The sequence below is a fragment of the Flavobacterium tagetis genome (genome assembly GCF_016735615.1).
GTDB lineage: Bacteria > Bacteroidota > Bacteroidia > Flavobacteriales > Flavobacteriaceae > Flavobacterium > Flavobacterium tagetis.
This window is the reverse complement of record NZ_JAERSF010000002.1, coordinates 1,094,604-1,109,340: the sequence shown is the minus strand read 5'-3', so window position 1 is coordinate 1,109,340 and position 14,737 is coordinate 1,094,604. Positions and strand designations below refer to the sequence as shown.

Sequence of the window (14,737 nt, the reverse complement as noted above, 5' to 3'; positions counted from 1 at the left end):
CACTTAGAAATCATGCCATACGTAAAAATTGAATTAACGAGAGAAGGCGTTACCAGAGAGCAAAAACAACAGTTGATTTCTGGTATTACAGAACTCATCACTGAAGTATTAGACAAAGATCCCAATCTAACTCATATTGTCATTCAGGAAATAGAATTAGACGATTGGGGATTTGCAGGAGAACAAGTTTCGGTATTGCGAGAAAAAGGCGTCACGGCTCAAAAGAAATAATTTAAAATTAGAAAAAATGAAAACAATTATCATAACCGGTGCTTCTACAGGCATCGGTAAAGCAACAGCACAATTATTTTTAGAAAAAGGCTATAATGTGGTTATCAACTCCGCAAATTTAAAGAACCTTGAAAATACATATCAAGAATTAGGACACACTAATCAATTAGCAATGGTACATGGCGATGTAAGCCTTATTGCTACTGGAAAACAATTAGTGCAAACGGCCTTAGAACGTTTTGGAAGCGTTGATGTATTAATCAATAATGCAGGAATTTTTCAACCTCAATCTTTCTTAGATGTGGAAGAAAAAGACTTGGATCGTTTTTTAAACATTAATTTAAAAGGAACTTACTTTACAAGTCAGGCAGCGATTAGACAAATGTTGCAGCAAGGTGAAGGGGCTATTATTAATATCGGAACCGTTTTGGTTGACCATGCTATTGACGGATTTCCTGCCACAGCACCTATTTCAAGTAAAGGTGGTATTCATGCTTTTACCAGACAACTTGCTGCTGAATTCGGAAAAAACAATATTCGTGTAAATGCAATTGCTCCAGGGATCATTAGAAGTCCGCTTCAGGCTAAAACTGGCGTAGACAATGCCGATAGTTTGGCTGGATTGCATTTATTAAACCGCATTGGAGAAACCAGTGATGTAGCACAATTGGCTCTTTATTTGGCTGAAAGTAATTTTGTAACAGGCGAAATCATTAATTTAGATGGCGGACATGTTGCTGGACACAGCATTTGATAACTTCAAAAATTAAAATCATGGAAAATTTTGGTACAAACGCAGCTTTAATTACGGCTGTACTCATGAATTATTTTAACGGAATTTATAACGGTGATGTTCCTTTACTACAAAGTGTTTTTCATCCTCAAGCGATAATAGGTTTTGATCTAAATGGAGAAACTCATTTTAAAACCGTAAATCAATATTTGGAAGGTGTAAAAAATCGTAAAAGTCCGCAGGAATTGGGAGAAGAATTCAAAATGAAAATCCTATCTTTAGAAATTATCAATAATACCGCTGTCGCGAAAGTTCAAGTTCCGATATTTGAGTATAATTATTATGACCTATTAAGTCTTATCGTTGTTGACGGCAAATGGGTCATCAGTAACAAATTAGCAACTAAAGTAAATTAAAATACAATGTGGAATTCAACCAAAATAACACAGTTACTAGGCATTGAGTATCCAATTTTACAAGGTCCAATGGGCGGTGGTTTTTCAACTGCCGCTTTATTGGCTTCTGTAAGCAATGCAGGCGGATTGGGCAGTTATGGTGCTTATACCTTAACTCCTGACGAAATTCGAGAAGCTGGAAAAGAAATAAAACTAGCAACATCAAAACCTTATAATATCAATTTATGGGTAAATGATGTTGATAAAACCCTGATTGATTATTCTTCTGAAAAATTAGAAAAAATCAAAATTCTCTTTAAACCTTATTTTGACGAATTAGGGATTCCGCTTCCTGATCTTTCTTCTGACATTCCTTCGAAATTCGAAAAACAAGTCGAAGTTTTATTCGAACTCAAACCCGCTGTTTTTAGTTTCATTTTCGGAATTCCGTCTAAAGAAATCCTTCAAGAAAGTAAAAGACTCGGAATTAAAACTATTGGCGCAGCAACCACTTTAGAAGAAGCATTAGCTCTTGAAGATGCCGAAGTTGATGCTATTATCGCTGCAGGATTTGAAGCCGGAGGTCATAGACCATCGTTCTTAAAACCCGCTCAAGATTCTTTTACTGGATTATTCACACTTGTACAGCAATTAAAAGCCAAAACCAAAACGCCAATTATTGCTGCTGGCGGAATCATAGATGCAAAAGGAATAAAAGCTGCAATGGCTTTAGGCGCCGATGCCGTACAACTGGGAACCGCTTTTATGGTTACCAATGAATCTGGTGCGACTTCTGTTCATAAAGAAATGCTATTTAAGAATCCGAACGTTCCAACTACGGTTTCAAAATCACTTACAGGTAGAATGGGTCGAATGATCAGTAACAAAATCTCAGATGCTGTTCCTTTTGAAACTGAAGTACTTCCTTTCCCGCTTCAAACCAAATTGATTGCACCTTTAAAAGTCGCCTCACTCGCTCAAGGAAGAACCGATATGGTTAGTTTTTGGTCGGGACAAAACACAAGTAATTTAAAATACCACAAAGCCAGCGAATTAATGCAGGCTCTAATTGCTGAAATGTCGGTGTAGTTTTTTTTAACGCAAAGTACGCGGAGGATTTTCGCAAAGTACGCTAAGTTTATTTAATCTCGCAAAGTCGCGAAATCGCAAAGAATTTTTATTTTAAAGCCACAGATTAAAAAGATTAAAAGGATTTGTCTCTCGCAGATTGAGCAGATTATATTTTAAATATGAAAAAATCCGCTGAATCTGTTAAATCAGCGAGAGATAAAAAAACTTTGCGCCTCTGCGACTTTGCGAGAATTTCACAGAAAAAAACTTAGCGTACTTTGCGTAAAAAAACATCGATTTTCTTCACAAAACTTTGCGAACTTAAAACACAATCTACAGAAAAAAAAACTTAGCGTACTTTGCGTTAAAAAATACCAAGCCCAGCAGCGTCCAGTTCACCCCGAAGTTTGTCCGTTTCAACAAGATTCTGATTTCATTTTTAAGGCTTTCAACGCACATTTGTACCGTTAAATAACTTTAAATATCAAAATCATGAACTCAAAAACAACAAAAATTATCTATTGGACAGGCGCAGTATTAACTTCTTTATGGTTTGGCACAAGCGGTTTCTTCGAATTAACAAATAATCCATTGGTTTGGGGAATAACACAGCAATTGGGTTATCCAGCGCATTTTATTTATATTCTTGGAGTTTTTAAATTAGCGGGAGTTATTACACTTTTAATTCCGAATAAATTACTGAGATTGAAAGAATGGGTTTTCGCAGGCGTATTTTTCGACATCATTTTTGCATTCTTTTCAAAAATCGCTGTCTTAGGTTTTGGCGCTGCAACAGATGCTATAATCGCCTTTGTAATGGTAAGCGTAACTTATGCAATGTATAGAAAATTATACACAGCGACTTACGCTCCATCAGAAATCAATTAAAACAAAATTACATCAAAATAAAAATGCCTAATAATTCAATATTAGGCATTTTATTATTCTTATTAATACAAATAAAAATGAAAAAGATTATTCTAATTCTCTGCATTATACTTTCAGCTTTGTTTTTTATAAGCTGTTTTATGTTTCCTGGATTGTAAAACCAAGCCAATTAATTTATCTCAGAAAATGATAAGTTAATTGGTTTTATCTGTTTTCTAGCCAGCTTAAAAATGCAGTTGCTTTTTCTTTTCCAACCAATATTTTTTCTTCTGTAGGCACGCTCAACTTCACAATTATTTTACGTGAGAAATAATGTTCTGCTTCCCTAATAGCCGAAAAATTAACCAAATACTGCCTGTTAACCCTAAAAAACTGAATAGGCGATAAAAGTTTATGAATATCGTCCAGAGATTGTGTTAACGGATATTCGTTTTTATCTAAAGTCATAATTGTTGGCGTTTCGTTTTTGATATAAAAAAACGCAATGTTCTCCGTTAAAACAGTTTGGTATTTATTGTTTTTGAAAACCAAAAAACTGCTTTTCCCTTTATTTTCTCCATTTCGCGTAAGCAAATAATCGAAATCGGGCATTGCTTTTTTATTTCTCTGAAAGAAGTTTTTCAATTCTCCCGCCTTCTTCAAAGCTTGCAAAATGCTTTCTCTTGAAAAAGGTTTTAAAACATAATCAATTCCGTTTGATTTGAATGCTTCGATGGCATAATCATCAAAAGCGGTACAGAAAATTACAGGAGACAAAACCTCAACATTCTTAAAAATCTCAAAACATTGGCCGTCTGCGAGCTGAATATCCATAAAAATCAAATCGGGCTGATCGTTTTCTAAAAGATAACTCACAGCGCCGTCAATACTTTGTATATACGACAAAATCTGAACATCAGGTCTGATGCTCAGAATAAGCTGACCAAGAGCTTTGGCCGTTTTTACTTCATCTTCAATTATTACGATGGTCATAAATGAGTGGTATTTTTACTTTAAAAGTGGTTTCGTTTTTGTCAATTTCGATTTCTTTGTGAACCAAATGCATAAAACGCTGATTGATATTATCCAATCCAACGCCTGTAGAAACTATAGCCCCTCTCTTCAACTGAATCGGATTTTCGATTACCAAAAAATCTTTTTCGCTGTAAAGCCTAATTTTTAAAGGTTTGTCTAAAGAAACGACATTGTGTTTGATACAGTTTTCAATCAACAACTGCAAAGCAAAAGGCGGAATAACCGATTCGTATTGTTTTTCTTCAATTTCATTTTCTAAAACAAAACCGTCTTCAAAACGGGCTTTCAAAAGATAAACATACGAATCGAGAATCTGAATTTCTTCGCGAAGCGGAATCAAATCCAATTTTCGGCTTTCTAAGGTAAAACGGTAAAAATCGGATAATTTCAGAATAAAATCGGAACTATTTTCATCGTTCATATCCACCATCGATTTCAAAGTATTCAAACTATTGAAAAGAAAATGCGGATTAATCTGCTGTTTCAGTAATTCGTACTGAGCGCCAAGATTAACGGCTTTTGTGCGTTCCAATTCGACTCCCATTTGCTGGGTTTGATAATTTTGAAAAAGCAGATGCAGAAACATATACACAATCAGATTGATCAAAACTCCGCGAAGTTCGAACATAATTGGTGCATCCATTTTAGAAACCTGAAACAATTCCTGATGTGCAATAACCAGAATTACCATTAACAAAATCCCTAATACAACACTTAGTAAAAGTTTCCAATTAAAGAGACTTTTGGTTGTTTTGTTCGAAGAAAATTTCGGTAAGCTATAAATGTTGTAATACCATATAAAAAGGGAAAACAACAACGTAATCGAAGAATTTATAATAAGGTCTCCAGGTGTAGAATCGGCATCAAATAATTTAGGTATCGAAGCCATAACTGCCAATGCAATCGAACTTCCCCAAATTACTTTGAGCGAAACCTGAAAACGTTTTGTTTTTTCCATAGTTGTAGTTTATATAGTCAAAGATAGTTTTATTTGAAAAAGATTTCACGCAGATTTGAAAAGGATTTTTAGCAGAATTTCGATTTCTTTTTTATTCCTTATTCCAAGTACAGTTTGTCATTTCGACGAAGGAGAAATCTTCGCGAGTAGCTCTACAAAGATTGGCGAAATTCTATGTGGAGTTTCTCGCGAAGATTTCTCCTTCGTCGAAATGACAAAAAATGAGAATAAAAACTTTGCGTCTCTGCTCCCGATAGCTATCGGGATTGCGAGATTAAAAACAAACAGAAATCATCGGCAAAATCTGCTAAAATCATTTAATCCCGATAGCTATCGGGAGCGTGAAATAAAAAAATTAAACTCGTTTAACTCCCAAAATAACACCAGAATCCGCATCCTGAACAAAGCCAATAACTTCAAATCCAAGTGCATTATAATTTTTAGGAAGAGAAATTGTCGCCGTTCCTTTCTTGCCTTTATTCAAATTAACAGTCTGCAATTGACGCACAATTTGATAATGCGATAAAACCCGATTGGCATTCTCCCCTCTTCTAACATTACTTTTGGCTTCTTTCTGAACAACTGCAAGCAATAAACGGCTGTTTTTTGAAGTGCCTTCAACATTATAATTTATAGAAATTGAATTCTCATTTTGACTTGCTTCTAAATTTAAACTTGCTGAAGCTGTTTTAGAAAGTGCCGATTTAATTCCGTTTCGCAGACTCGTTTCCTGAGAACCGATATAATCTGTTTTTCCATTAATGATTACTTGAGGCGTGTAGATTGGTTCTTTTCCTAGAAATTGAGCATAATTGTATTGCCTTTTTGTAAAATCAGCATTACTGAAAATGTCTTTCCAGCCCTGTTTGTCCCAATAATCTACATGATAAGCCAAAACATAAACGTTCTTATCTCGATATTCATTCTGAATTTTTCCCAGCAATTCATCTGCTGGCGGACAACTCGAACAGCCTTCTGAAGTATATAATTCTAAAAGTGCAAAACCTTTTTTATCTGAGTTCTGGCTGAAAATGCTGTTTACACTTAGGAAAAACAACATTATTAAGCCCATTAGTTTTTTTTTCATAACATGATTTTTTAGATGTGGAATGTAAGTTGTGAAATGTTAGATGTAAAATGCAAACCTTTTACATCTAACATTTCACAACTTACATTTAAAGAATATTAATCTCAACGTTTATATTTCCTCTAGTAGCTTTAGAATAAGGACAAGTCTGATGCGCTTGTGCCGCCAAAGCTTCTGCGGTTTGAATATCAATTCCTGGAAGGCTAATATTTAATCTTGCCTGAAGAGAATATTCGCCTTCTGTTACGCATAAATCAACTTCGGCGTCTACAGCGGTTTCAGCTGGAAGTCTAACTCCGAGTTTAGAAGCTGCGATGCCTAAAGCACCAATAAAACAAGCCGACCATCCTGCTGCAAACAATTGCTCCGGATTTGTTCCCGGACGCGAAGATCCCGGTGAACTTAATTTGATATTCAATTGTTCATCTGAACTTTGAGAAGCTCCTTCTCTACCACCTGTTGTGTGTGTTTTTCCTGTGTATAAAATTTTTGTGCTCATGTTATTAATTGTTAATTGTAAATTATTAATTGTAAATTTTTATATGCTTAATGTTATTGCTTTGTGGAATGTAAAAGTGAAATGCGCTAGAATAATTAACTATTCACCATTATTTAGAAACATCAATTATCGCTTGTGCAAATGCCTTTGGATCTTCTTGCGGAACGTTGTGTCCGATTCCTTTTAAAATTCTGTGTTCGTATTTTCCTGTGAATTTGTTTGCATACGCTTTTCCATCCGCGAAAGCGCCATCAAAATCACTTCCTATTGTAATGGTTGGAACTTTAATTTCCGGTTTTGCTGCCAAACGTTTTTCTAAAGCATCGTATTTAGATTCTCCCGCTTCTAGAGATTGTCTCCATCTGTAATTATGAATCACAATTGCTACGTGATCTGGATTATCAAAAGATTGAGCCGTTTGATCGTAAGTTGCTTTGTCGAAGTTCCATAGCGGAGAAGCAATTTTCCAGATTAATTTATTGAAATCGTAAGTGTTCTGAGTGTAACCTTGTTTTCCTCTTTCGGTAGCGAAATAATATTGGTACCACCATCCTAATTCGGCTGTTGGAGGAAGCGGTTTTAAATTTGCTTCTAAATTCACTACTAAATAACCGCTTACAGAAACCAAACCTTTTACGCGTTCTGGCCAAAGTGCCGATACTACCACTGCTGTTCTAGCGCCCCAATCGAAACCGCCAATTACAGCTTTGTCAATTTTCAGCGCGTCCATAAAAGCGATAATATCACTTGCTAAAGCTGCTTGCTGACCGTTTCTGAAAGTGTCTTTAGAAAGGAAGGTTGTTGTCCCAAATCCACGTAAATATGGAGTGAAAACATGGTATCCTTTTGCTACCAAAATTGGAACCACTTCGTTGTAGCTGTGAATATCGTATGGCCAGCCGTGAAGCAAGATTACTGGTGTTCCGTTTGATGGACCTGCTTCGGTATAACCAACGTTTAATAATCCAGCATTGATTTGTTTTAAAGTTCCAAGTGAACTGCTTACTTCAATTGTTTCTTTCTGTGAAGTCTGTGCTTGAGTGAAAGTTGCATTCATAAAAAGAATAGCGATTAGAATATTTGATAGTGTTTTCATGATTATTTCTATTTTATTATTTGATTATCAGTTAATTTCTTCGTCAAAGGTATCTTGACAATGCTTGTTTTAAAAGGTAAAAAAAGGTGAAGTGGCCAAAGTTTGAGGTGAAGCGGACATGCTTTATATTGAAATAATTTAACCGCAATGCACGCCAAGGTTTTACGCAAGGTTCACAAGGTTTTTCTAATCTCGCAAAGTCGCTAAGACGCAAAGTTTTATTCATATAGCTCTGCGCTCTTTGCGTTTTTTTACAAAGTCTTATAGGCAAAAAACCTTGCGCACTTTGCGGTTAAACGCCACACGCATTTCAACATGCAACCTGAAACATTAAACTTGAAACTATTTCTTCATAGTCAATATCGGTTTCCCTTTTTCCACAATATAAGTTGCCAGTTCCGATGCTTTATCATTTGTATTATTTTTAGCAGAATGTACTACACCAGCTGGAATAAAAAGTACTTCGCCTGCTTTTAGTGTTACAGGTTTTTCGTCTTCTATTTGATATTCCAGCGAACCTTCAACCACATAAATGACTTCTTCGCCTGGATGAGAATGTTTCCCGAAAGCTGAATGTCCGTCAAAATCGATTCGAGCTTGAACCATTTCTTTTCCTGGAGTACTTAGATCATGTTTTTGTAAATCGATGCGTTTTACTCCTTGCGCTGTAATTTGATTTGGAACTAAAAAGGCAATGATTCCTAAAACAATAATTGCGATTATAACCCATATTTTTTGTTTTTTCGTTTCCATAACTTTTGATTTAAATTATTTGTTTTCTGTTAATTTCTTCGTCAAAAGTATTTCGATAACCCTTCTTACGAAATCAGAAAATAGGCGAAACGGACAAACTTCAGGGTGAAACGGACAGGCTGTAAGTTGTGTATTGTGAGATGTGAAATGTTTGAGAGATTAACCGCAAAGGACGCAAGGATTTACGCAAGGTTCGCTAAGTTTTTAATCTCGCAAAGACGCAAAATCGCTAAGTTTTATTCTCACATCTTTGCGCTCTTAACACTTTTAATAAGTTTACTCTAAAAATATCTTTGTGTGCTTTGCGTAAAACCTTTGCGAACTTTGCGGTTAAATAAACAACGTATAAAAAACTTTGCGACTTCGTACCTTTGTGGCAAAATGAGCAAAAAAAAATCAGGATTAGTGTTTTACCACCATCCTGATCTTTTCGAATTAAAATTAACCTTTATACTTATTTATCTTCTTCCTCTAAAGCCGCCGCCTCTGAAACCTCCACCACCGAAGCCGCCTCCATTAAATCCGCCTCCACTTCTTTGGATATTTTGGAAATTTCGGGTTTGCATTTCTCCGCGATCTCTCGAAATAGCCGAACGGTCTAAATCATGTGTAACATCAGGACGACCTGCATCACCAAGCGGTTTATTTGGCTGTCCAAGCGTTTGATCTGCTTTCGGGAAATTGTCTCGTTGTATTCCGTCACCCATTCTAGTTTCGCCTCCTAGATTTTGGTTGTCGCGCTGCATACGTTCTCCTGCTCCATTTGCACCAAGCCCTTGATTATCGCGTTGAATTCTCTCTCCTGCACCGTTTGCGCCGAGTCCTTGATTATCGCGCTGAATTCGTTCTCCAGCTCCGTTTGCTCCAACACCTTTATTTGCTCTATTCTGAATTCCTTCACCTGCTTTTTTAGATGAACCTAGAGTTCCTGCTTGCGTCCAACCGCCGTTTCCGTTATTGTAATGGCTCCAGTTTCCGTTGGCATCTCTTTTATAAACATGTCCATCGTGACCAGCATAGAGATTATTATTGGTATGAATCGTAGTTCCTCCGCCTCTTCTATGGGTGATTACACCTTTATTTCCGCCCGAAGTTTCATAACCAATTGCTGTTCCTCGTCGTGTAGTGATATGTCCTGTCTGTGCCCACTGATTCCCGTTTGTCGCTGCCGAATGTCCCCATTGTGCATACGCGTTATGCCCTTGATTGGTTCTCGCATAATTACCCGTCCACGGATTGTATGTGCTTGCAGCCGTGCGTCCGCCATACCATCCTTGCACACTTGCAGAACGTCCGTATCTTCCCGTTGCAGGATTATACCAAGCCGAAGTTCCAGCTGCACCATAAGGCCCGTAAACACGTCTTCCCGCAGCGTAACCTCCCGTCCACGGATTGTAAACCGCACCACCACCGTACGCATAAGGCCACGGACGATAAATTGGATACAGTCCGCCATAATACATATACGGCGGATAATACCATCCTGTACCGTACGATAATATAGCGCCAAATGTAGCGCCAATAATAAAAGCGCCCAAATAACCTGCCGTTGCACTGCTTTCAACAGTTGTATCGGTTGTGGTTTGCGTTACATACGTAACATTGTACACTGGCGAACTTGGCGGAATCGTATAAATTTCTTGCGGAACAGAATCGCAGGTTTTCCAAGGCCCATTCGGACTTGTCGACATAAACCAAACCGCCTGAAAACACAAATAATATAAATCGCCTACTTTTATAATCTTCTCTTGCGTATTGCTTGCATATTGCATTTTCGTTCCATCGATAGGTTTAAACTGAGGCGTTCCGCCATCATACGATACTTTTACTTTCGCTTCAGCATCCGATTTCTTCAAAATAGCTGTTGTCGGAACTTGTGATAACATTACCGCATCATTCGCTTCCTGAGTTCCTGGTATCGACGACAATACATTGGCACGCGGAGAATCTTTTGGAATTTTAGCAAAATCAGCAGGAAGACTATTACTAGCATAACTCCACGGTCCAGTTAATTCTTTAGACTTAAACCATCTTCCAGACAATAATACATAATACTGACCCTTGTTTTCATCGGCAAAAACATCATTCTCGGTATTATCAATATATAACAATTTAGTTCCTGGAATTTTAACGAATTTCGGACTTCCGTTTATCGCAATCAACTCTGCAGGTTTGTTGCTGTAGAAAACCTCAGGAGCTTCACCAGAAGACGGAGGTGGAATCATTTTCTTAACATCATCAAAATTCTGTCCCGAAGGCAGATGGCGCAAACCCGAAGGCAATTTGGTTGTTTTAGTCCATTTGCCCGCGACATTTTTCGAAGTCAGCCAAATATTCTCCACCAATAAATAATAATCTTTTGTGGTTTTATCAAAAAATAAATCCCAATTGGTATTTACCACATACTGAATATCCGTTTTTTCTACAGGCACCAAAACCGGTTCGCCTTGCACGATAAGCAAAATCGACGGATTTGTACTGTAAAAAATCGCAGGAGGATCGTTTTTAGCAGCAATTCCCTTTGGCGGACTTTTGGTATGACTTAAATCTGCCAAAATACGATCTACCGAAATAGGATCTCCGCTCTGAGGCAACGTTTCTTTAAACAGCTTTTCCATTTCGGGAACTTTCTTTTCCTCAAGAGCCGGAAAACGCACATCGGTTACCTGAAGATTTTTTATAAAAGCGCTTCGGTTATCTTTGTCTACCAATGTTTCCGCTTTCAAAGAAGCCACACCCAAAACCTGTTTTCCGTCTTTTGGAGTCAGCGAAAAAGCTACTCTAGCTGTGATCTCTTTAAAATCCTTCCAGTCGTCTACCTGAGGCTGATAATAAACCAGTTTTGTACCGTTGTTTTCAGCCTCACGAGGCCAACCCCGATCTGCAATTAATGTCGAGTCGGCAGTTTCAGACTTTCCAGTTTCAGAACTTGACTGCTCCGTATTTTTATCTTTTTTGCAGGAGAACAAAATTGCACTCAAACAAACTCCAATTATTAGAAAAGCATTTCTCATAAATTTAAAAGTTAGATTATTCATTGAAAATTTATTTTCTCGATCATCGTATAAAATTCTTTCCTATAAAATTAAATTCACCGCATAAATAAAACTACAAATCAGCCGCTTACTTTGTTTCAGATTATAATTTGAAACCAAATAATCCTTCTTTTTACGAACCTAGATTTTAATCTGTCCTTATAAAAACTAAAATGAAGCATTGATATTGATTAGGAGCTATTTCCTGCTATCCGCTATATCTTTTATGGCGAACCCCGCCACAAAAGGATGCCGCTCCTATCAGGGCTAGGAGTTCTCGTTTTCATAAGAAAGTTTTAGAAAAAATTATTATTTAAGGTCTTTTGTGTTCTAACCTCAATACAATCAATACTTATAAAATATTTTTATAAATACTAAAAATTATTAATTTGATTAATAAATACCTTCCCTATACCTTTGTCTCATCAAAATCAAAGAAATGATTTGAACATCTTAAAAAATAACTTAAAAAATAGAAATCATGAAATTTACAAGAAGAGCAAACGCAAACTGGAAAGGTACAGGAATGGAAGGAAAAGGAACCATCAGTACACAAAGCACAACTTTAGACAATGCCCAATTATCATTCAAAACTCGTTTTGAGCAAGGTGTTGGAACCAATCCTGAAGAATTAATCGCAGCGGCACATTCTGGGTGTTTTACAATGCAGTTAAGCTTTTTATTGTCTGAAGCTGGTTATGTTCCAGAAGATCTAGATACAACAGCTAAAGTAACTTTTGAAGACGGAACTATTACTTTAATTCAGTTAGAATTGACTGGAAAAGTACCTGGAATCTCAGCAGAAGACTTTCAGCAAACTGCTCAAAAAGCAAAAGAAATTTGTCCAATTTCTAAATTACTGAATACAGAGATTACTTTATCAGTTACACTTAATTAAATTCCAATTCTTATAAATTCCAAATTCCAAATCTTTGTGGAGTTTCTTGCGAAGATTTGCTTCGCCAGTTCGCTATCGCTCGGGTCCAAATTCCAACTCTCGGTGGAAAATTGGAATTTGGAATTTCAAAATTGGAATTTGTTTTAATTCTAAAACCAACAATTTAAAATTTTATAAAAATGAAAACAATATTTAAAAGCTTTTTAGCATTCGCAATACTAATTTTTAGTTTAGCATTCACAAACGTAAACGCACAAACTACTCCTAAAATTAAAAATGTCGTATTGGTTCATGGCGCATTTGCAGATGGTTCTGGATGGCAAGGTTTATACAAGGTTTTGACTAAAAAAGGCTATAATGTAACCATAGTTCAGAATCCGTTGAGCTCTTTGGAAGATGATGTTAAAGCCACAAACTTAGCTTTAGACAAACAAGACGGACCAACTATTTTGGTTGGACATTCTTGGGGAGGAACAGTAATTACAGAAGCTGGAAATCACCCTAAAGTAGCGGCTTTGGTTTATGTAGCGGCTTTACAGCCTGATAATGGCGAAAATTCTGTTCAGTGGTTGCAAACTGCTCCTCCAGCTCCAGAAAATGGTGTATTGCCTCCAGATGAAAAAGGAATTGCGTATTATGACAAAGCTAAATTCCATGCTGGTTTTGCGGGAGACTTGAGCAAAGAACAAGCCGATTTTATGTATGGTTCGCAAGGTGCTTTTCATGCGCAAGGCTTTTTAACTCCGATAACTAAAGCTGCTTGGAGAACTAAACCTTCTTACGGAATCGTAGCGACTGAAGATAAAAGTATTGTTCCGAGTATTCAGCAAGCAATGTACAAACGTTCTAACACCAAAATCACTGAAATTAAAGGTAGCCACGTGGTATTTATTTCTCAGCCAGAGAAAGTGGCAAATGTGATTATTGAAGCGAGTAAAAATTAAATTCCAATGTTTTAAATTCCAAATTCCAATGGATTGGGGAAATTCCAATACTAAAATTCCAAATTCCAATTACTGTATGCTTGGAATTTGGAATTTTAGTATTGAAAATTTTTAAAGCTTGCTAATCGCTTTAATAAAATAAGGCGAATCGTTCCAGCGGATTTTTTTATAACTGAAATCTTTTTTGAGTGATTCAGGAAGGCAGTTCCAGATCGCTTCATTCATTTTCTCTAGTAATAATTTCTTGGAGAAAGAATCAGACACTACAAGACTTATTTCTCTTACGGGAACAGGTTCTTTGAAAGGTTTAAAAAGTGCGCCTGATTCGTTTAAGGTGGAAAGTTTAGGGATAATTGCAAATCCTAAATGGGCTCGAACTAGATTTTTTAAGGTTTCGATCGAATTAATATCGTACGTAAATTGTTCTTTTATTTTATCTGATGTTTTTAGTCCGCAGATGTCTAATAACTGTGCGTTGTAGCAATATTCGTGATGCAATAATAAAAGTTCGGTTTTGTCGCCGGGCTGCATTTCGTAAAATTCATCATTCGCCATAGGATGCGTCTGATTTAAATAAGCAACAAATGGTTCTTTAAAAACAACATGTTCTATTAAATTCGGGTTTCCTGTTGGCGTAGCCATAATCGCAACATCAATTGCCCCAGTTTCCAAATCGCGCATTAAATGTCCCGTATAACCTTCTTTAATAATAAAATGCACCTTTGGCGCCGCTTCTTTCATTGCCTGAATAAACAGCGGAATCAGATAAGGCGATAAAGTGGAAATAATGCCAAGTTTCAACTCTCCTTCCAACAGATTTTTTTCGTTGATCACAAAATCACGAATTTCATCCACTTCTCGAAGTATCTTTTTGGCTTTATTAATAATTTCAACTCCTAAAACAGTTGGTGTCAACGGCACTTTATTTCGATCAAAAATCTTAATTCCGATTTCTTCTTCCAGATTTTTTAATTGAATGGTAAGTCCGGGCTGCGTTACCATACAAACTTCGGCAGCTCTTGCAAAATGCCGTTCTTCGTCTAAGGCAACAATATATTTTAACTGCTGAATGGTCATGTTTTCTAGTTTCTAAGGTACAGAGTTGCTAAGGTACTGAGTTGGTCTTTTTTATTGT

General features: G+C 36.6%; 15 protein-coding genes. 7 read left to right on the top strand and 8 right to left on the bottom strand.

Annotation, left to right across the window (positions count from 1 at the left end):
• Positions 1 to 12: 12 nt before the first annotated feature.
• The 5 genes from JI750_RS12210 to JI750_RS12190 all read left to right on the top strand — a co-directional run bounded on the left by JI750_RS12210 (position 13) and on the right by JI750_RS12190 (position 3,318).
• Entirely contained in the window at positions 13 to 231 is a 219-nt protein-coding gene (locus tag JI750_RS12210) for a tautomerase family protein (RefSeq protein ID WP_202002091.1), read from the top strand.
• 16 nt (positions 232 to 247) lie between these two features.
• A complete protein-coding gene (locus JI750_RS12205; protein ID WP_202002088.1) occupies positions 248 to 985 on the top strand; it encodes an SDR family NAD(P)-dependent oxidoreductase in 738 nt (245 codons plus the stop codon).
• Between the two features lie 20 nt (positions 986 to 1,005).
• Positions 1,006 to 1,380, top strand: coding sequence for a nuclear transport factor 2 family protein (locus JI750_RS12200; RefSeq protein ID WP_202002085.1), 375 nt, complete (start codon positions 1,006 to 1,008; stop codon positions 1,378 to 1,380).
• 6 nt (positions 1,381 to 1,386) lie between these two features.
• A complete protein-coding gene (locus JI750_RS12195) occupies positions 1,387 to 2,448 on the top strand; it encodes an NAD(P)H-dependent flavin oxidoreductase (protein ID WP_202002082.1) in 1,062 nt (353 codons plus the stop codon).
• Between the two features lie 474 nt (positions 2,449 to 2,922).
• A complete protein-coding gene (locus JI750_RS12190; RefSeq protein WP_202002080.1) occupies positions 2,923 to 3,318 on the top strand; it encodes a DoxX family protein in 396 nt (131 codons plus the stop codon).
• A gap of 204 nt (positions 3,319 to 3,522) precedes the next feature.
• On the opposite strand, the gene JI750_RS12185 is transcribed toward JI750_RS12190, so the two are convergent.
• The 7 genes from JI750_RS12185 to JI750_RS12155 all read right to left on the bottom strand — a co-directional run bounded on the left by JI750_RS12185 (position 3,523) and on the right by JI750_RS12155 (position 11,739).
• A complete protein-coding gene (locus JI750_RS12185; RefSeq protein ID WP_202002077.1) occupies positions 3,523 to 4,290 on the bottom strand; it encodes a LytR/AlgR family response regulator transcription factor in 768 nt (255 codons plus the stop codon).
• Complete coding sequence (locus tag JI750_RS12180; RefSeq protein WP_202002074.1) at positions 4,271 to 5,290, bottom strand: sensor histidine kinase; 1,020 nt, start codon at positions 5,288 to 5,290, stop codon at positions 4,271 to 4,273. The genes JI750_RS12185 and JI750_RS12180 overlap by 20 nt, the downstream gene beginning before the upstream one ends.
• Positions 5,291 to 5,645: 355 nt before the next feature.
• Positions 5,646 to 6,377, bottom strand: a complete 732-nt coding sequence (locus JI750_RS12175) for a DUF1223 domain-containing protein (protein WP_236673030.1) — start codon at positions 6,375 to 6,377, stop codon at positions 5,646 to 5,648.
• Between the two features lie 88 nt (positions 6,378 to 6,465).
• The gene (locus JI750_RS12170; protein ID WP_202002071.1) at positions 6,466 to 6,876 is read right to left on the bottom strand and encodes an organic hydroperoxide resistance protein; all 411 of its coding nucleotides are present in this window, start codon (positions 6,874 to 6,876) and stop codon (positions 6,466 to 6,468) included.
• Between the two features lie 109 nt (positions 6,877 to 6,985).
• On the bottom strand, positions 6,986 to 7,972 hold the full coding sequence (locus JI750_RS12165; RefSeq protein ID WP_202002068.1) for an alpha/beta fold hydrolase: 987 nt from the start codon (positions 7,970 to 7,972) through the stop codon (positions 6,986 to 6,988).
• A 342-nt stretch (positions 7,973 to 8,314) separates the two neighbouring features.
• Positions 8,315 to 8,725, bottom strand: coding sequence for a cupin domain-containing protein (locus JI750_RS12160; protein WP_202002065.1), 411 nt, complete (start codon positions 8,723 to 8,725; stop codon positions 8,315 to 8,317).
• A gap of 458 nt (positions 8,726 to 9,183) precedes the next feature.
• Positions 9,184 to 11,739: a dermokine domain-containing protein gene (locus tag JI750_RS12155; RefSeq protein ID WP_236673029.1), complete on the bottom strand. Its 2,556-nt coding sequence runs from the start codon at positions 11,737 to 11,739 to the stop codon at positions 9,184 to 9,186.
• 502 nt (positions 11,740 to 12,241) lie between these two features.
• Here JI750_RS12155 and JI750_RS12150 point away from each other — a divergent pair.
• Positions 12,242 to 12,658 (top strand): OsmC family protein, encoded by a 417-nt coding sequence (locus JI750_RS12150; RefSeq protein WP_202002059.1) that lies wholly within the window; start codon positions 12,242 to 12,244, stop codon positions 12,656 to 12,658.
• A 179-nt stretch (positions 12,659 to 12,837) separates the two neighbouring features.
• Positions 12,838 to 13,602, top strand: a complete 765-nt coding sequence (locus JI750_RS12145) for an alpha/beta hydrolase (RefSeq protein ID WP_202002056.1) — start codon at positions 12,838 to 12,840, stop codon at positions 13,600 to 13,602.
• Positions 13,603 to 13,713: 111 nt separating this feature from the next.
• Here JI750_RS12145 and JI750_RS12140 read toward each other — a convergent pair whose 3' ends face one another.
• Positions 13,714 to 14,679 (bottom strand): hydrogen peroxide-inducible genes activator, encoded by a 966-nt coding sequence (locus JI750_RS12140; RefSeq protein ID WP_202002054.1) that lies wholly within the window; start codon positions 14,677 to 14,679, stop codon positions 13,714 to 13,716.
• Positions 14,680 to 14,737 lie beyond the last annotated feature (58 nt).